Annotated in this window: 23 protein-coding genes and 2 tRNA genes; 13 read left to right on the top strand and 12 right to left on the bottom strand. The window is 70.6% G+C overall.

The genetic code is table 11. From position 1 onward, the window contains the following. Positions 1-6: 6 nt before the first annotated feature. The 8 genes from ACIP4O_RS28215 to ACIP4O_RS28180 form a co-directional block, all read right to left on the bottom strand. Complete coding sequence (locus ACIP4O_RS28215; protein ID WP_401578715.1) at positions 7-462, bottom strand: hypothetical protein; 456 nt, start codon at positions 460-462, stop codon at positions 7-9. A gap of 204 nt (positions 463-666) precedes the next feature. Then, a complete protein-coding gene (locus tag ACIP4O_RS28210; protein ID WP_401578713.1) occupies positions 667-2,805 on the bottom strand; it encodes an FtsK/SpoIIIE domain-containing protein in 2,139 nt (712 codons plus the stop codon). Between the two features lie 101 nt (positions 2,806-2,906). Continuing rightward, positions 2,907-3,224, bottom strand: coding sequence for a hypothetical protein (locus tag ACIP4O_RS28205; protein WP_401578712.1), 318 nt, complete (start codon positions 3,222-3,224; stop codon positions 2,907-2,909). A 1-nt stretch (position 3,225) separates the two neighbouring features. Beyond that, complete coding sequence (locus ACIP4O_RS28200; protein ID WP_401578710.1) at positions 3,226-3,573, bottom strand: RRQRL motif-containing zinc-binding protein; 348 nt, start codon at positions 3,571-3,573, stop codon at positions 3,226-3,228. Then, the gene (locus ACIP4O_RS28195) at positions 3,570-4,445 is read right to left on the bottom strand and encodes a protein spdB (protein ID WP_401578708.1); all 876 of its coding nucleotides are present in this window, start codon (positions 4,443-4,445) and stop codon (positions 3,570-3,572) included. The genes ACIP4O_RS28200 and ACIP4O_RS28195 overlap by 4 nt, the downstream gene beginning before the upstream one ends. Further along, the gene (locus ACIP4O_RS28190; RefSeq protein WP_401578706.1) at positions 4,445-5,077 is read right to left on the bottom strand and encodes a GGDEF domain-containing protein; all 633 of its coding nucleotides are present in this window, start codon (positions 5,075-5,077) and stop codon (positions 4,445-4,447) included. The genes ACIP4O_RS28195 and ACIP4O_RS28190 overlap by 1 nt, the downstream gene beginning before the upstream one ends. Next, positions 5,074-5,535, bottom strand: a complete 462-nt coding sequence (locus ACIP4O_RS28185; RefSeq protein ID WP_401578704.1) for a Pycsar system effector family protein — start codon at positions 5,533-5,535, stop codon at positions 5,074-5,076. The genes ACIP4O_RS28190 and ACIP4O_RS28185 overlap by 4 nt, the downstream gene beginning before the upstream one ends. Further along, positions 5,532-5,801 carry a DUF6284 family protein gene (locus tag ACIP4O_RS28180; protein ID WP_401578702.1) on the bottom strand — a complete coding sequence of 90 codons (270 nt, stop codon included), beginning with the start codon at positions 5,799-5,801 and terminating at the stop codon, positions 5,532-5,534. The genes ACIP4O_RS28185 and ACIP4O_RS28180 overlap by 4 nt, the downstream gene beginning before the upstream one ends. A 588-nt stretch (positions 5,802-6,389) precedes the next feature. Between ACIP4O_RS28180 and ACIP4O_RS28175 the strand changes: the two genes are divergently transcribed. Together ACIP4O_RS28175 and ACIP4O_RS28170 are read left to right on the top strand one after the other, a co-directional pair. Next, the gene (locus ACIP4O_RS28175; protein WP_401578700.1) at positions 6,390-7,178 is read left to right on the top strand and encodes a GntR family transcriptional regulator; all 789 of its coding nucleotides are present in this window, start codon (positions 6,390-6,392) and stop codon (positions 7,176-7,178) included. Further along, entirely contained in the window at positions 7,175-7,855 is a 681-nt protein-coding gene (locus ACIP4O_RS28170) for a YdcF family protein (protein ID WP_401578698.1), read from the top strand. The genes ACIP4O_RS28175 and ACIP4O_RS28170 overlap by 4 nt, the downstream gene beginning before the upstream one ends. Before the next feature lie 25 nt (positions 7,856-7,880). Here the strand turns inward: ACIP4O_RS28170 and ACIP4O_RS28165 are convergent, their stop codons facing one another. Next, a complete protein-coding gene (locus tag ACIP4O_RS28165) occupies positions 7,881-8,834 on the bottom strand; it encodes a hypothetical protein (protein WP_401578696.1) in 954 nt (317 codons plus the stop codon). 282 nt (positions 8,835-9,116) lie between these two features. Between ACIP4O_RS28165 and ACIP4O_RS28160 the strand changes: the two genes are divergently transcribed. Further along, positions 9,117-10,319 carry an MrcB family domain-containing protein gene (locus ACIP4O_RS28160; RefSeq protein ID WP_401578694.1) on the top strand — a complete coding sequence of 401 codons (1,203 nt, stop codon included), beginning with the start codon at positions 9,117-9,119 and terminating at the stop codon, positions 10,317-10,319. 216 nt (positions 10,320-10,535) lie between these two features. Here the strand turns inward: ACIP4O_RS28160 and ACIP4O_RS28155 are convergent, their stop codons facing one another. After that, positions 10,536-12,410 carry a DNA/RNA helicase domain-containing protein gene (locus tag ACIP4O_RS28155; RefSeq protein WP_401578692.1) on the bottom strand — a complete coding sequence of 625 codons (1,875 nt, stop codon included), beginning with the start codon at positions 12,408-12,410 and terminating at the stop codon, positions 10,536-10,538. 117 nt (positions 12,411-12,527) lie between these two features. Between ACIP4O_RS28155 and ACIP4O_RS28150 the strand changes: the two genes are divergently transcribed. Continuing rightward, complete coding sequence (locus tag ACIP4O_RS28150; RefSeq protein ID WP_401578690.1) at positions 12,528-12,737, top strand: hypothetical protein; 210 nt, start codon at positions 12,528-12,530, stop codon at positions 12,735-12,737. A 7-nt stretch (positions 12,738-12,744) separates the two neighbouring features. Here the strand turns inward: ACIP4O_RS28150 and ACIP4O_RS28145 are convergent, their stop codons facing one another. After that, positions 12,745-13,401 carry an SDR family oxidoreductase gene (locus tag ACIP4O_RS28145; RefSeq protein ID WP_401578689.1) on the bottom strand — a complete coding sequence of 219 codons (657 nt, stop codon included), beginning with the start codon at positions 13,399-13,401 and terminating at the stop codon, positions 12,745-12,747. 46 nt (positions 13,402-13,447) lie between these two features. Then, a complete protein-coding gene (locus tag ACIP4O_RS28140; RefSeq protein ID WP_361328934.1) occupies positions 13,448-14,695 on the bottom strand; it encodes an amidohydrolase family protein in 1,248 nt (415 codons plus the stop codon). 312 nt (positions 14,696-15,007) lie between these two features. Between ACIP4O_RS28140 and ACIP4O_RS28135 the strand changes: the two genes are divergently transcribed. From ACIP4O_RS28135 to ACIP4O_RS28095, 9 genes are all read left to right on the top strand, one after another. Beyond that, positions 15,008-15,080 (top strand) — tRNA-Thr (locus ACIP4O_RS28135). A 54-nt stretch (positions 15,081-15,134) separates the two neighbouring features. Then, a tRNA-Met gene (locus ACIP4O_RS28130) sits at positions 15,135-15,207 on the top strand. Between the two features lie 90 nt (positions 15,208-15,297). Then, complete coding sequence (gene rpmG / locus ACIP4O_RS28125) at positions 15,298-15,462, top strand: 50S ribosomal protein L33 (RefSeq protein ID WP_007823188.1); 165 nt, start codon at positions 15,298-15,300, stop codon at positions 15,460-15,462. Between the two features lie 233 nt (positions 15,463-15,695). Continuing rightward, positions 15,696-16,154, top strand: coding sequence for a MaoC family dehydratase N-terminal domain-containing protein (locus tag ACIP4O_RS28120; protein ID WP_401578686.1), 459 nt, complete (start codon positions 15,696-15,698; stop codon positions 16,152-16,154). Continuing rightward, positions 16,154-16,582: a MaoC family dehydratase gene (locus tag ACIP4O_RS28115; protein WP_361328928.1), complete on the top strand. Its 429-nt coding sequence runs from the start codon at positions 16,154-16,156 to the stop codon at positions 16,580-16,582. The genes ACIP4O_RS28120 and ACIP4O_RS28115 overlap by 1 nt, the downstream gene beginning before the upstream one ends. A 115-nt stretch (positions 16,583-16,697) precedes the next feature. Further along, positions 16,698-17,240 carry a TetR/AcrR family transcriptional regulator gene (locus ACIP4O_RS28110; RefSeq protein WP_401578684.1) on the top strand — a complete coding sequence of 181 codons (543 nt, stop codon included), beginning with the start codon at positions 16,698-16,700 and terminating at the stop codon, positions 17,238-17,240. A 115-nt stretch (positions 17,241-17,355) separates the two neighbouring features. Beyond that, positions 17,356-18,786, top strand: a complete 1,431-nt coding sequence (locus ACIP4O_RS28105; protein WP_401578682.1) for an MFS transporter — start codon at positions 17,356-17,358, stop codon at positions 18,784-18,786. Between the two features lie 67 nt (positions 18,787-18,853). Next, on the top strand, positions 18,854-19,909 hold the full coding sequence (locus ACIP4O_RS28100) for a UDP-N-acetylmuramate dehydrogenase (protein WP_401578680.1): 1,056 nt from the start codon (positions 18,854-18,856) through the stop codon (positions 19,907-19,909). Positions 19,910-20,003: 94 nt separating this feature from the next. Continuing rightward, positions 20,004-21,284, top strand: a complete 1,281-nt coding sequence (locus ACIP4O_RS28095; protein ID WP_401578678.1) for a M48 family metallopeptidase — start codon at positions 20,004-20,006, stop codon at positions 21,282-21,284. Positions 21,285-21,304: the final 20 nt, after the last annotated feature.

Here is a 21,304-nt window from a genome sequence, read left to right as displayed (position 1 = left end):
GGCTCCTCAGCCGTGGAAGTGGTTGCGCTTGAAGGTGGCCTTGCGGATGTTGACCGTGGTCCCGGCGCCCCGCTCGCGGTGGCCGAGGACCTGTACGGCGATCCAGCCGCCGAAGATGACGGCGGCGAGGATGACGAGCTGGGAGACGAAGGCGGTGAGCGCCGCGATGAACGACGTGAGAATGAGCAGTCCACCGCTGACCGCGAGGAAGCCGACCCCGCCGAGCGCGATGTTCACCGCCACCCGGGAGACGGGCGGCTTCGCGGCCACCGGGGCGGGCTGGGCGGACGCGATGGTGTAGCCCGTGATGGTGCGGCCGTCCGGCAGGACGATGGTCGCAAGCTCCGGTGTGGTGCTCGGCGCGTTGACCGGGAGGGGCGTCGGGGCGGGGACGATGGGCACCGGCCGGTGGACTTCTGCGGCCGGTACGGGGGTCCGGTGGGTGGGGTGGTCGGGGTACATGCGGAATCCCTTCCGGTGCTGGCTCAGGGAGGCTTGGGCACCCCCTTCGGAGTGCCGTGTGGAGGGGGTTGAAGGGGGCCTGACCTGCGGGCCTCCCTGCCTCCCTGAACGATCATTCGTGCAGGTCAGGCGGAGGGAGGCAGGGCAGGGAGGCGGGTAGGGAGTTCTCCCTGCCTCTCTGCCCCGTGAGGCAACGGCTCCCTGTCAGCTCGCGGCGGAAGCGGAACCGTCGGCGTCGCGGTGGGCGAGGGCGCGGGCCACCCGGTCGCGGGCGACGACCATGACCCCGTCGGACTTGTACGGCTCGGCGCCGGCCTCGTCCAACACGCGCTTGAGGTCGATGAACGACCAGCCGCCGTAGGCGTCCGGGTTGCGCGTGGACAACCGGGCCAGGACGTCCTTCGTCCGTACGCGGGCGGCGTCCCCGATGACGGCCGCGACGTCCGCGAGCGGATCGTGTTCGGCGTCGTGCTCGACGGCGTGCAGGAGGGTGGTGATCCCGTCGCGCAGGGCCTTGGCGCGGTCGGTGATGGCGCGGGCGTCGTCGTCGGGGATGTAGTGGGTGCGCACCGTGATGGAGGACTGTCCGGCGGGGATGGTGATGCCGTCCGAGGCGACGACGAGTGTGCCCCGGTCCAGGCCCGGGCGTAGCAGGTTCGGCGCGGCCCCGCCGTCAACGGCCTTGTCGCCCAGCGCCATGCGCGCCTGTGACTCGGTGCCGAGCGCGAGCGAGGCGCGGGTGTGGGCGCCCTCGCGCACCAGCTTGGGCAGGTTCTCGTTGGTGGGGTCCTGGGTGCCCTGCCACATCAGGACGTTGACCGCCCGCCCCTGGTTGTGGATCTTTCGGACGGCCATGAAGTAGCGGGAGTTGGCCTTGGACCCGCCGTAGGGGCGCTTCTCCTCGTCCTTGGCCGGGCACATGAACGCCACCTGCGCTTCGTCCACCAGGACGATGAGCGGGGGGAAGGTGGTGCCGGGCGGGGCCTGGATGCGGCGGTTCATCTCGTCCACCGCGCCTTCGACCATCTCGGTGACCTGGATGACGTGTTCGTCGGTCGGGCCCTGGATGAGGGTGGAGGCGAGGCCGTCGAACATGGCCCAGTCGCCCACGCCCTTGAGGTCACCCATGAGGAACCGCACCGACTTGTCGAGCGCCAGCCACAGGGCCAGCGAGCGCAGGGCCACGGTCTTGCCCTGGTTGGACAGGCCGGTGATGAGCAGGTGGCGCTGGTAGAGGCTGAGGGCGGCGGCGTCGCCCCGCAGGTCCTGGCCCCACGGGGCCTTCCCCTTGGCGTAGTCGGCGGTCATCGTGTCGTCGGTGACCAGCGGGGAAGGACCGATGGGCTCGTCAAGGGCGCCGGAGTCCGCGATCCACAGGCGGACCGTGCGGGCTGCCTCGGGGATCGTGATGAACACCTCGTGCTCGTGACGGGTCAGGTTCTCGGCGAGCTTGCGGCGCTTGCCCTGCACCTCGTTCGTGGACACCCCGGACGGCAGCGTCACGTCCACTTCGACACCGCATCCGGCGATGCGGATGGGGCCGAGCATCGAGGCGCCGGCGTCGCCCATCTCCTTGATGGCCCGGCCGAGCGCGGGCACGCCGAGGTCGCGCAGGGCCTTGACGACGATGGACGGGGTGATGGGCTCGCCCGCGCTGTCGCGGACCTTCGCGGGCAGGGCCCAGGCGGGGGCGGCGTGCTGCTTGCGCCCGACCGACCACAGGGCCAGCAGCGCGAGGAACGGGCCGAGGGCCAGCGCGGGGCCCCAGACGACGCGCACGATGCGGATGAGCAGGGCGAGGAAGTCGATCGTGGCGGACAACGGGGTGATGACGTCACCGGGGCGGCCCGTATTCACGGCCATGACGACGCCGAGGGCGACGAGGACACCGACGCTCATGCCCGCGCCGACCGCGACGCCCTTCGCGGCGTCCACGGGGGAGTGCAGGAGGTCCATGCGGCGGTGGTGGCGGGCGGCGCGGAAGCGCTGCAACCGCTCCTCCCACTCCTCGGCGGCTTCCAGGTTCCCCGCGGCTTCGGCGGCGCGGATCATCCGCTCGTAGCGGGCCCCGGTACGGCCGTCCCAGGCCCGGCGCGCCACGATCCGCCCGCCGTTGAGGGTGTAGAGGCCGTGGCGGGCCGCAGCCCGGACGCTGGCCCGCGTGGACTCGTGCGTGAGCCCGGACCGTACGGCGCGCCCGGAGCGGACCCACAGCGGCACGGGCCCCGTGGGCGCCGTGTCCGGCACGTCCGGCACGTCCGGCACGACGGTGAGGACGGTGGGCGCCGGGTCGGTGGCGGGCGAACTGGTGGTCTTGTGGAGGGAGACGACGTTCTCGGTCATGCTGGGGGTGCTCCTGACTGCCCCGACGAGGGGCGGGAGGGGTGGAGCGTCGGGGTGGCCGTGTCCGTGGAAAGTCCCGGCCACCCCGGCGCGAAGGCCGGTCAGAACCAGCCGGACGCCTTCTTCTTGGCCTTCTCGCGGGCCGCCTCGGTGACCAGGCGCTGCCGCTCGCCGTGCAGCGCGTTCAGCTCCGCGTTCAGCCTGATCTCGGCCGCGCTGCCCGTGGAGTCCAGCCGGGCGTCAGCCCGCTGCGGGCTGCGGCCCCGGGCGACCTGGTAGGCGCCACCGACCGCCGCACGGGTCATCGCCCGGCGCTCCTTGCCGTTGAGCGGCCACCACTCACCGCGTCGCACGGCCTCCAGCTTCTTCGTCGCCCTCTCGATCTCCCGGTCGAGGCGGCGGATCTCGGCGTTGCGCATGTCAGACACTCCTCAAGGAGTCGTAGCGGTCGGAGTCGGCGCAGGGGACGCACGCGCCGAGGTGGACGGGGAGGACGTAGCCCGCGTCGCGTCCGCAGACGGGGCACGTACGCCGCGCCGTCATGGCCCGGTCCAGCGCCACCCGGCGCGCGGGGGTCATGGGGCGTACGGGCCTGGCGAGGTCGAGGCGGTAGAGGTGGGCGACGAGCGGGCCCCGGCGGCGGCGCGGGCGTTCGAGCTGTGCGGCGACGGGTTGTCCGCCGGGGCGCAGGCCGAGGGCGCGGAGCTGGCGGCGGGTGGCGAGTCCGTCGGGGGCGAGCTTCCACCGGTAGACCGGAACGGCGCTCACGAGGCGGCCCCGGTCTCGGTGGCGAGGACGCGTTTCCAGGCGCCGCGCAGGCGGACTTCGGAGGCGCTGTGACCGGCGCTACGGAAGCGTGACGCCATCTCCCGGTACGACAGCGCGGGGACACGGCTGACGCGGATCTCGGCAACCAGCGCGTCCAGCTCGGTGTCGGTGAGGGGAGTGGGTTCCAGCTCCGCGACGGGGACGCTGGGGCCCCAGACGGGGAGTTCCCAGCGGGGTGTGCCGGAGGGTGTGACGCGGCTCGTCACGCTGGTCAGAGCCGGTCCCGTCTCCTCACCCGTGCGGGCGTTCTCCAGCGTCGCCCACGCCTCGGAGAGCGTCTGGGCGGTGCGGGCCTGGACGCGTGCGACGCGCGCCCCGGCCTCCGTCACGGCCGTCAACCGTGTCTCCTCCGTGCCCGCGTCGGCGCGCAGGCGGGCGCGGGAGACGGCGGCTTCGTCGCGGGCCTCCTGCTGGATTCCCCGGATCGCGCCGAGGGCCGCCGGGGTGAGCGCGGTCCGCTCCCACAGCCCGTGCACCAGCCACAGGGCCTTCGCTGCGAGGGGGAGCCAGGCGACGGCGAGCCAGGCGCCCTTGGAGGCTTCGGCGGTGAGGGCGTGGGTGATGAGGACGCCGGCGGCGATGAGGCCGAAGGACCATCCCACGGCGGTGACGGGGCGGCTGTGGTCGCCCTGCGCGGCCAGGCGGCGTTCGTAGGAGAGGGTGGCGAGCCATCCGCCGTCGATCCCGAGCCCGACGACGAGCGCGACCGGCCACGGCATCGCCCGCCCCAGCCACATCACCACCACCGCCAGCGTGAGGACCATCGACACCGCCGTCATGGCGACGGCGGGAAGCACGGTCTTGGCCCTCATCACGCCACCTCCCGCACGACGTCGCGGCGGCCCGAGCGACGCGCCGTGACCAATCCGAGAAGGCGGCTGGCGAACGGGGCCTTCACCGGCCGGTGCGCCCGCTTGGCCTCGTACATCGCCGCGTCCGCCCGCGCCAGCAGCGCGGACAGGTCGCCGCCGGGGTGGTCGGCGGCCCGCACCCACCCCAGGGAAACGGTCGTGGCGACCTCGGCCGGCTGTCCCTCGGCGGGGCGGGCGAGGACACCGTGAAGGAGGGCGAGGAGGTCGGGCGCGGTGCCGTCCGCATCGATCAGGACGGCGGCGAACTCATCCCCGCCGAGGCGCCCGCACACCCCGGCCCGGCCGGTGGCGTGGGCGAGACGGCGGGCAACCGACGCGAGGACCGCGTCACCGGCGGCGTGGCCGTAGCGGTCGTTGACCTGCTTGAAGCGGTCCACGTCCGCCAGCACCACCACCGCACGCTCATCACGCAGCAGGCGCCGGGCCTTGCGGGTGAACGCGTCCCGGGTCCACAAGCCGGTGAGCGGGTCGCGGCGGGCCCGGGTCAGCCCCCGCCGCAGGGTGAGCGCATGGGTGGCCCACCCGGCGACGAGCGGAGCCGCCGTGGCAAGAGCGGTCAGGGTCTCGCTCACGACGCACCCCCGATCACGACGAGGAGCCCCGCGAGGACGAGCAGCGCGCAACCGGCGGCGGTCAGGTCCACGGCGCGGCGCAGGTCCGTGTACTTTGCGACCGCGAGCCGGGACAGCCCTGCCACGTCGGCGGCCAGGTCCCCAACCACGGCGGTGGTGATCTCCTCGGCGCTCAGCGTCGCCCACAACGGGAATCCGTGGCTTCCGCCGAGGCGGGGGCGGACGGAGCGCAGGAGCAGGCCGGCGGCCGCGAGGAGCAATGCGGTACCCGCGCCGCCGGCCAGAACGGCGGGAAGGCCGCTCTCGATGTCCTTCGCGACGGTCCACGAACCGGCGAGGACCGCGCCGACGAAGGCGAGCAGGAGCCCGGTCTTCGTGTCAGTCCGGGCGATCTCGGCTTTGACCTCGGCGTGAGCCGCCGCGAGGCGGGCGCCCGGTGCGACGTCGGGGGTACTCATGCCGCACCTCCCGCCGGGAAGTCGCGCACGGTGGCGTTGGCGAGCGCGGCCCGCTCCCGCAGGACCCGGCGGCTGGCCCTGCGAAGACGGGCGGTGTCCAGCTCGGAGGGGATGCGGTCGAGGGTGAGGATCTGGGCGTCGAGAAGGTCCACCTCCGCGAGGATCGCGGGCAGCTCCTCCTCGACCGCCGCCAGCTCGGCGGCGGTCGGCTCCAGCCAGTCAGCGAACGCCGTAACGGCGTCCTGAACAGTGACGATGATGCTCATGGGTCGTGGTCTCCCTGGAAGATGGCAACGGCCCGAACAGAGCCCCCGGTGGTAGGACACCGGGGGCTCGCGCCGTTGGGGGTCGGAACTCCGGCTCCCCGCGCTCCTCCTCGTACTGCCGTAGACGCGGGACGAGGAGGAGAGGCAGCCGGCCGCCGCGACCGGAAGGCTGTGTGTGCGGCGGGATGACGCGAAGGGCGTTACCGCTCGTACGGGTCCAGTACGAGCGGCGCCGGGGGCAATCGACGTGGTGGGTGCATCGGGCTCCTTCGGAGGTGCGGACAGGTGTTGAGCACTGCAAGGCGGACGCAGGGTCCGCACTCTCCGGCCGTTGCTCGCGGTCACCGGGCCACCTCGCCAGTACGGGCCGAAACCCTGTTCCACCTGGCCTTTAGCGGGATTGCAGCGTCCCCGCCCTCTGCTCTGGCTGTTGTCGTCGCACCCCTAGCGAAGCGGCGTGACGACAGCACCTCAGCTTCCGTAGTCCTAGGACTGCGCTCGCCGTGAAAGTAGAATGGCTCACAGTCCCGAGACTGTCAACAGTCCTGGGACTGTGTTTCACTTGCCGCAGGTGAAAGGGGTTCTTCTATGGCGCCGAAGTGGCGAGAGCTGGCAGACCGACTGGCCGCGCAGATCCGCAGCGGGGAGCTGAGGGCGGGTGAACGGCTGCCGCACATCCGAGAGCTGGTGGAGGCCGGCGAGGGCTCCAAGTCCACCGTCCACGCGGCCTACAAGGCGCTGGAGAGCGAAGGGCTCGTGACGTCCTCGCGGGGGCACGGCACGGTCGTGCGCGAGCAGCGGCCGTTGAAGCGGCTGGGCATCTCGCGGTACGACAAGGCGAAGTGGCGCGACGGGGACGAGGTGGCGTTCATCGCGGACCGGGTGGCGTCCGGGCGCTCATACCAGCGCAACGAGCAGACGCAGACGGTGAGCAAGGCGCCCGCGAACGCGCTCGTGGCCGCCGGCCTCGGTGTTCCCGAGGGCACGGAGGTGTACGCGCGTGCCCGCCTCGTCAAGGAGGGGGACCGCCCGACGCACACCCTGACCAGCTACTACCGCCCGGAGCACGTCGAGGGCACGCGCCTGGTGGACCCGCAGCCCGGACCCGCCGGACGAGGCGGCGGCTATCGCGTGCTCTACGACGCCGGCTACGAGATCGACCACATGCGAGAGGAGCTGTCCGCCCGGCCACCGTCCGCAGAGGAAGCGGCGCAGCTTCAACTCCCTCCCGGCGAATGGGTCGTGGAGCTGCACCGCACGACCTTCACGGAGGACGGCACGGTGGTCGAGTTCGCCCTCGGCGTGCACGCGGCCTCGCGCTTCGCATGGTCGTACGACTTCAAGGTGCCCGACTCGACGGCGGAGGGGCAGTCATGATCACGGCTGAGAATTGGGCGGACGCCGAACTGCTCTGGGACTACCAGCACATGGGGCACCGCCTTAAGCCGTCATCGGTGGCCATCGCGCTCGGCAGCCACGACCTCGGCGTTGCCGATGTAGCCGCAGACCTGTACCTCAAAGGCATGGCGCCCCTGCTCGTCTTCACGGGCGGCAACAGCCCGACGACACGCGAGCGAATGCCCCGGGGCGAGGCAGAGCACTACCGCGAACGAGCACTCGCTCTCGGCGTCCCGGAGTCTGCCATCCTCGTGGAGCCGAAGGCTCGGAACACGGGCGAGAACATCACGCTGTCCCGGGAGCTCCTCGAAAGCCGAGGCGTCGAGGTCCGCTCTGCGCTACTCGTCTGTAAGCCGTACGAAGAGCGTCGGGCATATGCAACGGTCAGACAGGTGTGGCCCGAGGTGGACTGGACTGTCAAATCGACATCGGAAGAACTCCGAGAATATGCGGGCAGGATCGGTGATCCGCGATTCGTGCTTGACATGCTCGTAGGGGCGCATCAGCGTGTGCTGCATTACCCCAAGTTTGGATTCTCAGTTCACCAGTATGCACCGCTGTCGGTTCAATCAGCCTATAGCCGCCTGTGTCGGGCTGGATATACGCGTCGTCTCATGTCCTTCGACGGTCAGAAAGGTGGGGTCCCTCCAATGTGAGTGGTCTGTAGCGCCGAGGCCATAACTACCCGTCGTTCGGCAGGACTGGTGGCTGTCCGCTAATGCGCGGATAGTTCAAAACCGTTGAGGCGTCCTTGAGGGCGATGTCTAGGAGTAGCGCTAGATCAACCCGAACGAAAGCAAGAGACCAGTTTTTTTCGGATTCAGCATCTTCGTTCAGCCACTCTGTGGGCCTGAGGCCAAAAAGGGCTGGTACGTACTCGGTGCCTTCTGGGCTCGCGTCCAGCGAAAGAATGTACTCGGCGGCGTCTGCGAGTTCGTGGTTACGCGCAATTAGCAACTTTCCGTAAGTTCTACTGCACGACAGCATCATGCGATTCACGGTCTCGATTGCGTCGAATTCTCCATCAATTTCTAGCAGTTCTTGGCGCACCTTCTTTCCCCATCCATCGTAACGGTCAACCAGTTTCAGGCTGTCAAATGTGATCGAGACGTCTTTGTGGATTTCTCCGCCCTCGGAGAGGTAGCCTCGAACGCCTCCGGAAAGTTCAGGTACTCCGCAGTGCTGACTGTAATTCCTTAGCTTGTACATGAATCGATATGCGAATTCATTATCGTATTCAGAGGAAAGTGATTCCTTGAAGTTCAGGACCTCGTGCGAGTTTTTTCCGAACCGCCTGGAAAGGGCGTGAGAGGTTCGATCGTCGTAGGCGCGGAGTGCGGATAGTGTGCCATCCAGCATTAGGGGCAGGGAATCAACTATCTGCTTTATCTCTGCGCTGTCTGCTTTTGGGTTCCATAGGTTGGCGACGGTTTCTTTGAAGAGTGTCACTTTTTCGCGTAGGTGTGCGTAAGGGGAGTCGGGGAAAGTCTCACGCAGGAGAGTGGCGCACTCTCTGTGTTTCTCCACTTTCTTCGTGTCTATGGCGTCACCGATGTTCCACTCGATGATTTTGTTTTTTGCGTTTCGAACAATATGCCCCAAGTGCCATTCCATTGCCTCGCTGTCGTTTGCCATGCTGTTATCGTCACTCATCTAAGATCGAGAGCTCCTCTGGCTCGTGTTGCCAAGTCAGGTCGCGGTCCACAAGCACTGCCCTCGTTGGCGGCTCGGAACCTCACTGTAGAACGGTTATAGGCTCCGTGCCTCCTTGCTACGTGATCCCGGCCGGCCAAGGCCGACACGGCCTCTGGGCGTTACGTGAGTTTGCGCAGCTCGGAGCAAACCCGGTGTCGTGCTTAGAGCGTTTCGGAACGCCGCTCCGACTCGTTGTCAGTGCAGCTACTTAAGATTCGCCTTGTGAATGAACTCTTGAGCAAGGTGCTGGATCTGCAGGGCGCGTGGACTGCCGTCAACACGGACGAGATGAGGAAGCGGGGGGTCTTCGTCCGTCAGGAGCTCCCAGCTTTCCTGCGTGGGCACAAGGCAGAGCTGGCTGATGCGCTCGGCGTAGCAGTGAATGAACTCGGCGTGGAGGGCAGGGACGGGACGGGGCTGAAGACCGAGATCCCCTGGGTTCGCGTATACGGGTCGGACCAGTCGCCAAGTGCCACGAGCGGTTGGTACGTCGTCTACTTGTTCGGCGCTACGGGAGAGCGCGTCTACCTGTCGCTCATGCAGGGGACCACGGTATGGACCGGCGGCGACTTCAAGCAGCGCAAGCTGGAGGATCTCCGGGCGCGGGCTAGCTGGGCGCGTCCCGTCATCGCCGAGCAGGCGGCAAGGCGCTCCGATCTAAAGCGCGACCTTCGGCTGGAAGCCACCACGACTCTCGGGCGGGGCTACGGGCCCGGGACCGTCGTCGCCTTTGAGTACTCGCGGGAGACGCTGCCGAGGCAAGAAGTGCTCCTTGCGGATCTGCGCTACATGCTCGGCCTCTTGCGGAGGCTCTACGAAGCCGAGCGACTGGCGGCACACATCCCCGGCGACCCCGCCCCCGAAGTCTTGGAGGCGGAACAGAGCGCTGCGAAGGCCGCTGGCCGCCGGACGCGCAAGGGGTCTCGCCAGCTCAAACCGGGGCAGGGCTACCGGCTCAGCGCGGAGGAGCGAGACGCGATCGAGCGCCACAGCGTAGACATGGCAACGGAGTTCTTCCAGGCGCAGGGATGGACCGTCAAGGATGTCGGTGCCCGTGAGTCGTACGACCTCTTGCTGACACGGGCCGGGCGGAAGGTGAGGGCCGAGGTCAAGGGGACCGCCTCAGCAGGAATGGACGTAATCCTGACCCGTGCCGAGGTCGAGAAGCAGCGCCAGTACTACCCCGATAACGCCCTCGTCGTGGTCCACTCCATCATCCTGGACCGTACCGGTGCGAAGCCGGTCGCCTCGGGAGGGACGCTCCACTGCACCTCCCCCTGGAGCATCGAAGAGGATGACCTCACCGTGATCTCCTACACCTACCGGACACAGGTCGGAACGACTCCCTCTTCCCCAGGTGTCCCCCAGCAGCGGCAGTCCCAGGGAGATCCGCAGGTCACAGCTACCCGATGGAGCCCGCTGTAAATCTGCCGGCTCAGCCTTCCCAGGTTCGAATCCTGGCGCCGCCACACGGAGCGAGAGGCCCGGTGGTCAACCGAGAGGTTGGCTGCCGGGCCTCTTCGTCGTTGTGTGACATGGTCGGATGGGGTGTCATGGCGGCCTCGTGTCAGACTGCTTCGCCCCCCTGCGGACGGGGCGCGGCCGGGGACCGTCCACGGGGTACACGCCGCCGTGCTTCGTTCAGCTGGTATGCGGTGGGAGAAGGGCCTGAAGGTACTCCTGGGTGAGGGCGTCCGTGGAGTAGAAGCGCGTTGCCTTGGTCCCTCTCGTGGCGAGTACGCGGTAGGTGTTGAGGGCGTACTGGAGGTAGTCGTCCGGTGAGAGATGGTTGAGGTGCCTGTCGTGGCTGGCCCGGGGGTTGCCGACCCAGCGGTCACCGCGGCGAAGCAGGTCACCGCCCAGAATTACGACGCTGTACGGGTATTCCATGCCCTGCGCGGTGTAGACGCAGCCGACCTGGTTGTGACCGCCGCGGTCGGTCGACCAGAAGGTGCGGGCGGGAACCTCGTCGAAGTCGGACTCGTCGGCCTGGCAATTCCAGGGGAACGCCCAGTGGCGTGAGGACCCGTCCGCTCCCCTCCAAGTGATCTCGACCTCGGGGACCAGCGGTGGGGAAGGGGGAGATTTCCACTCCCAGCAGTATCCGGCGGTGATGCGCGCAGTGGCGCCCGCCCGTGTGTGGGTGGCCACCCAGTCGGTGAACTGTTCCGGGTCCGCCGCGACCGCGAGGTCATAGTCCTTCCCCGACCAGCGAGGAGCCTTGCCCTCTGGGCTCAGGAACTCCTCGACCCATCGGTCGTAAGCCGTCGAGCCACCGCAACGCAGTTGCGTCGGGAGACGGGAGCAGGAGAAGGAATAACCGGCGGCTTGTGCGTGCGCGTGCAGCTCGCGGAGAGTGACGCCTTCGTCCGGACGCACGATTTGCTTCTCGTCGAGGAAAAGCACCGTTGTGCGCGCTCGGTCGAGAAGGCGTCCCAGCACGATCGGGAAACGTGTATGAGGGGCGGGGTTGGTACGCGAGCGATGCGCCTCGTCGAGCACCACCACGCCCGACTCGGGGACTCCAAATGGGATCTTGGTCGAGAAGGTACTGATCAGGCCCTTGAAGCGGTTTCCGACCGCTCTCAACATCTGCCTGGTGACGGTCCCTGACGGGGACAGCAGCCGGGGATCACAGCCCGGCAGTCGTGCCAGTTCGCCGAAGAGCTTGAGGGCGACGACGGTCTTGCCGCTCCCCGCGCCGCCGGTCACCACCACGATGCCCTTCGTGCCGTCCCGGCGATGGATGCTGACGGTGTCAAGAATCTCCTGCCGTACCTCCTCCTGTTCCGGCGTCAGGGTGAGCGAGGAATTGCCCTCGATGATGGTGGAGGCGGACTTCAGCAGTTCCGGGGAAGGGCGGTGTTCAAGAGCGAGGAAGCGGTCGAATTCCGGGGGTGCGAGGGCCTCCATGCCCGCACAGCCCAGCCGTTGAGCTAGCTCTCCGGCGGACTGGGAGGAGAGCAGGTCGTCCCGCCCCAGGAGGGGAACGCCATCCACGCCCGCCTCCTTCGCCTTCGCCCGGAGACGGGCGATCAACGGGGCGGGTGCGTTGTGGAGCACCGCGACACCGGCGACCGACAGGGGGAACTCCCTCCTGCTCACCCAATGGGTGATGTAGTGCGTATAGGTCTTCACCTGGTGTGCGGGATGCAGCGTCACCCGCTCCCCGACGCGGACCAACCCGCGGCGGGAATCGCTGAGCCGGGCCTGTGTCCACTGCTTCAGCTCGATGACCACCACACGCGTCTGCTTGCCCCTCCGGCCCACGAGCATGGCGTCCACCCGGTGCTGGGTCGTGATGAGGCCGTATTCCAGCACCAGGTGGAGATCGTCCAGGCCCGCCGCTTGCAGGGTCGTGAGCAGGGCGGGCCAGCTCTGCCGCCAGCTGCGCACTTCTTTCTCTTCCGCGGAGAACCCGAACATCTCCTGGAAATATCCCTCGATGTGAGGAAAGAAGGCCGGATCAGACATGCGGTCCACCGCGTCGCGCACGGTTCCCTTGTAGAGATGCACAGGAGATCTATACCAACGCGAGTACAGGCGGGCTACGAGCGGGTGAGGCCCCTTGCTCGCGACACCCTCACCGTTCACGCGGCCCCCCTGCCGGTCCCGCCCCCCACACTTGACCCCATGGCTGAGCGTCGTGCGTGTCCCGAGTGTCGTCGTGAGATCGCTGTCGTGGGTGGGCGGGTGGCCCGGCATGATGCGCCGGGGACGCGGGCCCTCGGGGGGCTGGAGTCGTGCCGGGGGTCGCGGCGGTATGTCGGGGCCTCGGCCGGGCAGGACGCCCTCGACGGGTTCGTCGTGCCCGACTTCCCGGGGCAGATGTCGCTCTGGTGAGGGCCCGTCAGGGGGTCTTGGCCAGGCGGACCGCCGTGTCGACCGGGGTAGGGCCCGTGATGAGTTCCAGGGTCAGGCCCGCTGAGGCGGGGGAGTCGGCCAGGGCGTGGAGGACGGCTGCCACGTCGTCGCGCGGGACCTCCCCGTACCCCGTGCTCGTGGAGAGGGCGACCTCGCCCGTGCCGGGGGCGTCCGTGAGGCGGCCCGGGCGCAGGATCGTCCAGTCCAGGCCCGTGTGCGCGCGGATCGCGTCGTCCGCCGCGCCCTTCGCGCGCAGGTACACGTCGAAGACCTCGTCCCCCTCGTGCGCCGCGTCCGCGCCCATCGCGGAGACCATCAGGAAGCGCCGCACGCCCGCGCGTTCGGCCGCGTCCGCGAGGAGCACGGCCCCGTCGCGGTCCATCGTGTCCTTGCGGTCCCGCCCGCTGTCGGGGCCCGCCCCGGCCGCGAACACCACCACGTCCGCGCCTTCGAGCGCGTGCGCCACCTCGTCGACCGTCGCCGCCTCCAGGTCGCACACCACCGCCTGGGCGCCCGCGAGTTCCAGGTCGCCCGCCTGTTCCGGGTTCCGGATCAGGCCGACCGCCTCGTCACCGCGCCCGGCGAGCAGTCGCTCCAGCCGCAACGCGATCTGACCGTGTCCTCCTGCGATCACCATGCGCATGGGTCCGACGGTACGCCCGTACGGGGCCGGGCGCCGCTCAGGAGGGTCAGGGCGTACGGCGCGGGGCCCTGCTCTGGCGGGGCAGGTCGAGGCCCGCGGCGGAGTCGCAGTACTCCCGTACCGCGCTCGTCCGCGCCACCACCCGCCCCCCGTGCACGACGAGCCGCCCGTACGCGAGCGAGAGGGCGCCCGCGAGCTGGTCGCCGCGCACCGCGAGCAGCTCGGCGGGGAAGCCCGCCTCGACCCGTACCTCCGGCAGGCCGAGCAGCGCGCGGGCCGTCGCGGAGACCGCCGCGTACGCCTCGTCCGGGCGCAGTCCGTGCTGCGAGGCCAGGAGGTAGGCGGCCTCCAGCGGGTCGCCGCGGCCCACCGGGTTCGCCTGGTCGCGCAGCGCCCCGCTGCCGGCCGCGACCGCGACCCCGGCCGCGCGCAGGAGCCGTACGGGAGCGCTCGTCGCCCCGCGTCGCTCGGTGCCGCGGCAGTCGCCCTGCGGGAGGGCGACGACGGCGATGCCGGCCGCCGCGAGCGACTCGGCCGCGCGCCCCGCGACCGTGTCGGGCAGCCGCGCGAGGCCGCCGCAGGGCCCGAGCGTCACCCCGGGACGCAGGCCGCCCGCCATCGCGGCGAGCCGCGCGAGGCGCACGGGGTCCTCGGCGGCGGTGTGCAGGTCGACGGGGCAGCCGTGCTCGGCGGCGACGGCGAGCAGCGTCTCGGTGTAGCCCGTCGGGTCGGGGTCGAGGTCGGGGCAGCCGCCCACGACGGCCGCGCCCATCTTCACCGCGTCGCGCAGCTGCGCCCGCCCTTCCGCGCCCGCGACCCCGGTGAGCAGCCGGGGCACGGCGACGGCGGACAGCTCGGTGAGGCCGTGCAGGGACGTACGGGCCTGGAGGACCGCTTCGAGCGCGGTGAGGCCCTGGACGTCGCCGACCCGGACGTGGGCGCGCTGGGCCGTGGCGCCGTGGCCGAGCTGGAGGAGGGCCGCCTCGGTGGCGCGGGCGCGCACCGCGCGGGGGCTGTCGTCGGGCGGGCCCGGCGTGAGGGCGGTGAGCGCGGTGTCGGCGTGCGCGTGCGGTTCGGCGGGGGCGGGGAGCAGGAGCCAGCCGCCGAGGTCGACGGTGTGCGCTCCGCCCGCGGCCAGGCTGCCGACGGTGCCCACGGCCTCGATACGGCCGCGGGCGAGGCGGACGTCCACGGTGCGCCCGTCGCTCAGCCGTGCACCGCTGAGCAGCAGGCCGGCGCCGGGGCCGCCGCTGCCGCCGGGGAGGCGGGATGAGGGCGGAGGGCTGTCGGGCATCGTGCTCCCGTGGTCGGGTACTCGCTCCCGTGGGTCGGGTACTCGCGGAATGTGATCACCCCGTGATCACCCAGAGTGGGCACGAGCCTAGGGCTCCCTCCTCGCGACGACGAGCAGGAGCGCAATAGTCGTACCGGCGGAATGTCCCGTTGCCGCGCGTCCGTCCGGCGCGGGGCGCACGGGTGCTCGCGCAGGTCACAGGCGTACGGGGGGCGGCGCGCGGGGTGGGGGAGCGCGGGCGCGCACCACCGCGACCTGCCGCGATAAGGATTTGGGGGAACGGCCCGCGAGCGTGTAATGTCTTCCTCGCTCGCCCCAATAGCTCAGTCGGCAGAGCGTCTCCATGGTAAGGAGAAGGTCAACGGTTCGATTCCGTTTTGGGGCTCTGGTGTGAAAGTGTCCCTCGTCCTTGACGGGGCGGGGGTCGCACTCGCATCGAGGCGGTGTAGCTCAGTCGGTAGAGCAAGCGGCTCATAATCGCTGTGTCACCGGTTCAAGTCCGGTCACCGCTACTGACAGTAGCCGATTGTGGGGTCGGTCCTTCGGTCGGCTACTCTTTCCTGCGTTAATCGTTTTCTATCCGTTCGTCAAGGAGCACTCACGTGGCTGCCACCGACGTCCGCCCGAAGATCACGCTGGCCTGCGTGGAGTGCAAGGAGCGGAACTACATCACCAAGAAGAACCGGCGCAACGACCCGGATCGTCTTGAACTCAAGAAGCACTGCCCGCGCTGCAACAAGCACACGGCGCACCGCGAGACCCGCTGACCTTCCGGTCACGGACCTCTCGTCCCAGGCTCGTTCGCGAGGCCGTTCCCTTCGGGGGGCGGCCTTTCGGCGTTTGTGGGGGCCGCTTCCGAGCGGGGGCCGGCCGCGGTCACGGGTGCGGGCTCTCCTCGGGCGCCCCGTCCCGCTCGTGAGACGCTGGGGCGCCGCGATACGCCACGTACCGCCGCGTACACGTATGCACGTACAGCCGAGACCGGGAGGTGGGACGGCGCATGGCGCTCGACCAGTCCTTCGTGGGGCGGAGTTATCCGCCCGTCGATTCCTACGAGGTGGGGCGGGAGAAGATCCGCGAGTTCGCGCGCGCGATCGGCGACGAGAACCCCGCGTACACCGACCCCGAGGCCGCCCGCAAGCTCGGGCACGAGGACGTGATCGCGCCGCCGACCTTCGTCTTCACGGTCACGTACAGTGCCGCCGCGCAGGTCGTCCAGGACCCGGCGCTCGGGCTCGACTACAGCCGCGTCGTGCACGGGGACCAGAAGTTCGTCTACGTGCGCCCGGTCCGGGCCGGGGACGTGCTGAGCGTCACATCGACGATCGACACGATCAAGTCGCTCGCCGGCAACGACATCATCGACGTCCGGGGCGAGGTGCGCGACGCCAAGGGTGAACTCGTCGTGACGGCCGTCACGAAGCTCGTGGCCCGCGCGGCCGGGGAAGGGGAGAAGTGATGAGCGCCACCGTCGCCTACGCGGACGTCGAGGTCGGCACCGAGCTTCCCCCGGCGAGTTTCCCCGTGAACCGCGCCACCCTCGTCGCGTACGCGGGTGCCTCGGGGGACTTCAATCCCATTCACTGGAACGAGCGCTTCGCGAAGTCCGTGGGGCTGCCGGACGTCATCGCGCACGGCATGTTCACGATGGCCGAGGCGGCCCGGGTCGTGACGGACTGGGCGGGCGACCCGGGCGCCGTCGTCGAGTACGGGGTGCGGTTCACGAAGCCGGTCGTGGTGCCCGATGACGACGAGGGGGCCGTCATCGAGGTGAGCGGGAAGGTCGCGGCGAAGCTGGACGACGGGCTGGTGCGGGTGGACCTGGTGGCCACCAGCGGCGGGCAGAAGGTGCTCGGCATGAGCCGGGCGGTTGTCCGGCTCGCGTGAGTCCAGGGGGGTGGGCGGGGCTCTCCTGAGCCCTGCCCCGCCTTCGCGCTTGCCAGGTTAGTGATTGAGTACTAACTTTCTTCTCGTGGTCAGGATGAGTGCTGGGGAGCGGCGCGTGAGCGCCATTCGTGCCGCCGTCGTCGAGTTCGCCGAGCGCGGGTACGAGGGGACGTCGACCGAGTCGATCGCTCAGCGCGTCGGGGTCTCGCAGCCGTATCTGTTCCGGCTCTTCAAGAACAAGCGGGAACTCTTCCTCGCCGCGGCCGCGTACTCGCTGCGTGAGACGGTGCGTGTCTTCGAGGAGGCGGCCGACGGCGCGGGGGAGGAGGGGGTCGAGGGCGCCATGGGCTTGGCGTACAAGCGGCTCATCGAGCGGCGCCCCGAGTTCCCGTTGATGTTCCTGCGGATCTACGGGCAGGCCGCCGCCGCCCGCAGCGCGGGCGACGAGGAGTTCGCCGGTGAACTGCGGCGGAACTGGGTCGAGTTGTGGGACTTCCTGCTGCTGCGCCTCGGCGGGAACGCCGAAGAGGCCACGGAGTTCCTGGCGATGGGCATGCTGGTCAACAACCTCGTCTCGCTCGGTTTCCCGCCCGGCCACCACGTCTGGTGCGGGTTTCAGGACGAGGACGTGCCCGTGGCGAAGGAGTTCCAGGAGTAGGGGCCGCCGGGGGCGCAGCGGGTTTTCGTGCGCCTCGCGCGGTTGCCTCGCGCTTTCGCATGGCCCGCGAAGTTAGTGATCGATAACTAAAATCCAAGTCAGGGGGACACAGGACATGACACGCACACCGAGCGCACGGCCCGTTTTCTGGGTGCTGCTCATCACCGGGATCGCGGGCTTCATGGCCGCGCTCGACAACCTCGTCGTCACCAACGCGCTGCCCTCGATCCGCGCCGATCTCGGCGGCGGCGCGGGCGACCTGGAGTGGACGGTCAGCGCCTACACGCTGACCTTCGCGGTGCTCATGCTCTTCGGGGCCGCGCTCGGGGACCGCTTCGGGCGGCGACGGATGTTCACCGCGGGCGTCGCGCTCTTCACGCTCGCCTCGGGGCTCGCCGGCTTCGCGCAGTCGATAGGCCAGCTCATCGCCGCGCGCGCGGTGCAGGGCGTCGGCGCGGCGGTCATGATGCCGCTCATCCTCACGCTCATCGCGGCGGCCGTCCCGGCCGGGCGGCGCGGGATGGCGTACGGCATCACGGGCGCTGTCAACGGCCTCGCGGTCGCGACGGGACCGCTCATCGGCGGCACCCTCACCGAGCACATCTCGTGGCACTGGATCTTCTGGGTCAACGTGCCGCTCGGCGTGCTGCTCCTGATCCTCGCGCCGCTGCGCCTCGGCGAGTCGACCGCGCCCGGCGCGCGCCTGGACCTGCCCGGGACGCTCCTGGTCAGTGGCGGTCTCTTCGGGATCGTGTACGCGCTCGTCAACGGCAACGGGGACGGCTGGAGCAGCGCGCCCGTGCTCGGCGGGCTCCTCGCGGGGACCGCGCTGCTCGCCGGGTTCGTCGTCTGGGAACTGCGCTCGCGGCGTCCCATGGTGCCGATGCGGCTCTTCCGGGGGCGGGCCTTCAGCGCGGTCAACGGCGTCAGCCTGCTGATGTTCCTCGGCATGTTCGGCTCGATCTTCCTGCTCAGTCAGGCCCTCCAGCTCGTACGGGGCTGGTCGCCGACCGAGGCGGGCCTGCGGATGCTGCCGTGGACCGCGATGCCGATGGTCGCCGCGCCGATCGCCGGGCTGCTGAGCGACCGCTTCGGGGGACGGCGGGTCGTCGCGGCCGGGCTGTTCCTCCAGGGGATCGCGCTCGGCTGGTTCGCCCTCCTCTTCGACGCGGGCGTCTCGTACGGGCAGATGCTGCCCGGGATGATCCTCGGCGGCGTCGGGATGGGGCTCTACTTCGCGCCCGCCTCGGCCCTCGTCATGGACAGCGTGCGCCCCGCCGAGGCGGGCATCGCCTCGGGCGTCAACAACGCGGTCCGCGAGGTCGGCGGGGCGCTCGGCATCGCCGTCCTCAGCGCCGTGTTCACCGCGCGGGGCGGGTACGGGAGCGTCGGGAGCTTCGTGGACGGGCTCGCCCCGGCCCTGTGGGCGGGCACGGGCGGGGTGCTCCTGGGCGGGGTGGTCGCGCTGCTCATCCCGCGGGGACGGGCGGTGCCGCCGAAGGCCGGTGAGCCGCTGCCCGCCGAAGCGGTGCCGGTCGCCGCGTAGCCCGTACGAAGGAGGGGGCGGGGTGCGAGCGCACGTGCGATCGCACCCCGCCCCGTACCCTGAAGCCGTGCAGGAACTCCACGACGCTCCCCTCGCCCCCCTCACCACCCTCCGGCTCGGCGGCACCGCGCGCCGCCTCGTCACGGCACACACCGACGCCGAGATCGTCGAGACCGTCCGCGCCGCCGACACGGCCGGTGAACCGCTGCTCGTGATCGGCGGCGGCAGCAACCTCGTCATCGGTGACAAGGGCTTCGACGGAACGGCGCTGCGCATCGCCACGACCGGCCGCACCCTTGACGGCACCCGGCTCGAAGCAGCCGCCGGGGAGAACTGGAGCGAGACGGTCGCCGCCTCCGTCGCCGCCGGGCTCGCCGGGATCGAGTGCCTCGCGGGCATCCCCGGCTCGGCCGGGGCGACGCCGATCCAGAACGTCGGCGCCTACGGCCAGGAGGTCGCGCAGACCGTCACCGAAGTCCTCGCCTACGACCGCGCGAGCGGCGAGACGGTCACCGTCCCCGCCGCCGAGTGCGGCTTCGCCTACCGCTGGAGCCGCTTCAAGGCGGAGCCCGAGCGGTGGATCGTACTGCGGGTGCGGTTCGCGCTGGAGGACGCCGACGGGCTCTCCGCGCCCGTGCGGTACGCGGAGACGGCGCGGGCGCTCGGTGTCGGGGTGGGCGAGCGCGTACCGCTCGCGACCGCGCGCGACACGGTCCTGAAGCTGCGTGCGGGCAAGGGCATGGTGCTCGACCCGGAGGACCACGACACGTGGTCGGCGGGCTCCTTCTTCACCAACCCGCTGCTCACCGAGGCCGAGTTCACCACCTTCCTCGCCAAGGCCCACGCCCGCCTCGGCGAGGACGTCCAGCCCCCCGCCTACCCGGCGGGCGAAGGGCTCACGAAGACCTCGGCCGCCTGGCTCATCGACAAGGCCGGCTTCACGAAGGGCTACGGCAGCGGCGCCGCCCGCATCTCGACGAAGCACACGCTCGCCCTGACGAACCGGGGCGCGGCGAGCACGGAGGACCTCCTCGCCCTCGCGCGTGAGGTCGTGGCGGGCGTACGCGAGGCCTTCGGCGTCGAGCTGGTCAACGAGCCGGTGATGGTGGGCGTGGGGCTGTAAGGACGTGCGGGGGTAACCGCTCGACGGCGCCCGCGCGGCGTGATCCACTTCTCTTCTTCGGGAGGCCCTGGGGGCCGAGAGGGAGGGGACGAGCGTGCCAGACGCGGCGAGCGGGAGAGCGTGCCCGGAGTGCGGGGGGCAGGTCACGGCGGACGCGCGGTTCGTCGGCTGGTGCCCCGCGTGCGAGTGGAACATCGACCCGGGTGAGCCCGAGGAGGAGGACCGCCGGGAGGCGGTCCGGCGGGCAAGGGCACAGGAGTTCGGCGGGGAGCTGCTCGCCGAACTCCTCGGTACGGAGCAGGCCGCTCCCCGCCGCGAGCCCAGCGCCCGCCTCGCCCTCGCGCTGGGCCTCGCCGTGCACGCGCTCACGCTCGTCGTTCTCGGCCTCGCCGTCTGGTGCCTCACCGCCGGGTGGCCCAGCGCGCTGCCCTTCGTCGGGCTGCTGCTCCTCGCCCTGGCGTGGGGGCTGCGGCCCCGGTTCGCGCGCGTGCCCGAGGACGCGGTGGTGCTGCGGCGCACCGAGGCCCCCGAGCTGTACGGGCTCGTCGACGAGATCGCCGCGGCGGTCGGGACACGCGGTGTGGACCTCATCGCGATCGACGCCGAGGTGAACGCCAGCGCCATGCGGTACGGGGCACGCGGCCGGATGCTGCTGACGCTCGGGCTCCCGCTGTGGGAGATCCTCGGCCCGGAGCAGCGCCTCGCCCTCCTCGGTCACGAACTCGCCCACCACGCCCACGGCGACACCCGGCACGGAAGGGTCCTGGCGACCGCCTCGCGCTCCCTGGAGACCTGGGACTACTACCTGGCCCCCGAGGGGCACTCCGCACGCGCGTGGCTCAACACCCTGGTCCTTCGCCCGCCGTGGTGGCTCGTGCGCGCCGCGCGCACCGGGCTCACGCGGTTGTGCCTGCGGTCCTCGCTGCGGGCCGAGTACCTCGCCGACCGCTCGGCCGCGCGCGTCGCCTCCACCAGGGCGGCGACCGAACTCCTCGACCGGATTCTCGTCGCGGACGCGGCCTTCGCCGCGCTCAGCCTCGAGGATGCCAAGGCGGCCCGCGTCGTCGTCGGCTCGCGGGCCGCGCGCGAGCAGCGCCCCGAACCGGCCACCGAGCGTTCCCTGTGGGACCGGCTCGCGGCCTCCGCCGCCTCGGTGCCGGAGACGGAGTACGAGCGGCGGCGCCGCCTGGCCGTGCGCCACGGCCATCGCGTGGACAGCACCCACCCCCCGACCCACCTGCGTCGCGAGGCCCTGCTCGCCGGCCCGTCGCGGCAGCCGCTCGTACGGCTCGACGCGGAGCGCGAGCGGCGGGTGGCGGCGGAGATGGCGGGGGCGCGGAACGAGGTGGGGCGGAAGCTGGGGGCGCGGGCCTGACCGCCCCGGCCCCCGCCCCC

Source organism: Streptomyces sp. NPDC088923, from assembly GCF_044749745.1.
In the GTDB taxonomy this organism is placed as follows: Bacteria; Actinomycetota; Actinomycetes; order Streptomycetales; family Streptomycetaceae; genus Streptomyces.
The sequence above is the reverse complement of the archived record's forward strand: the minus strand, read 5'-3'. Positions and strand labels throughout refer to the sequence as shown.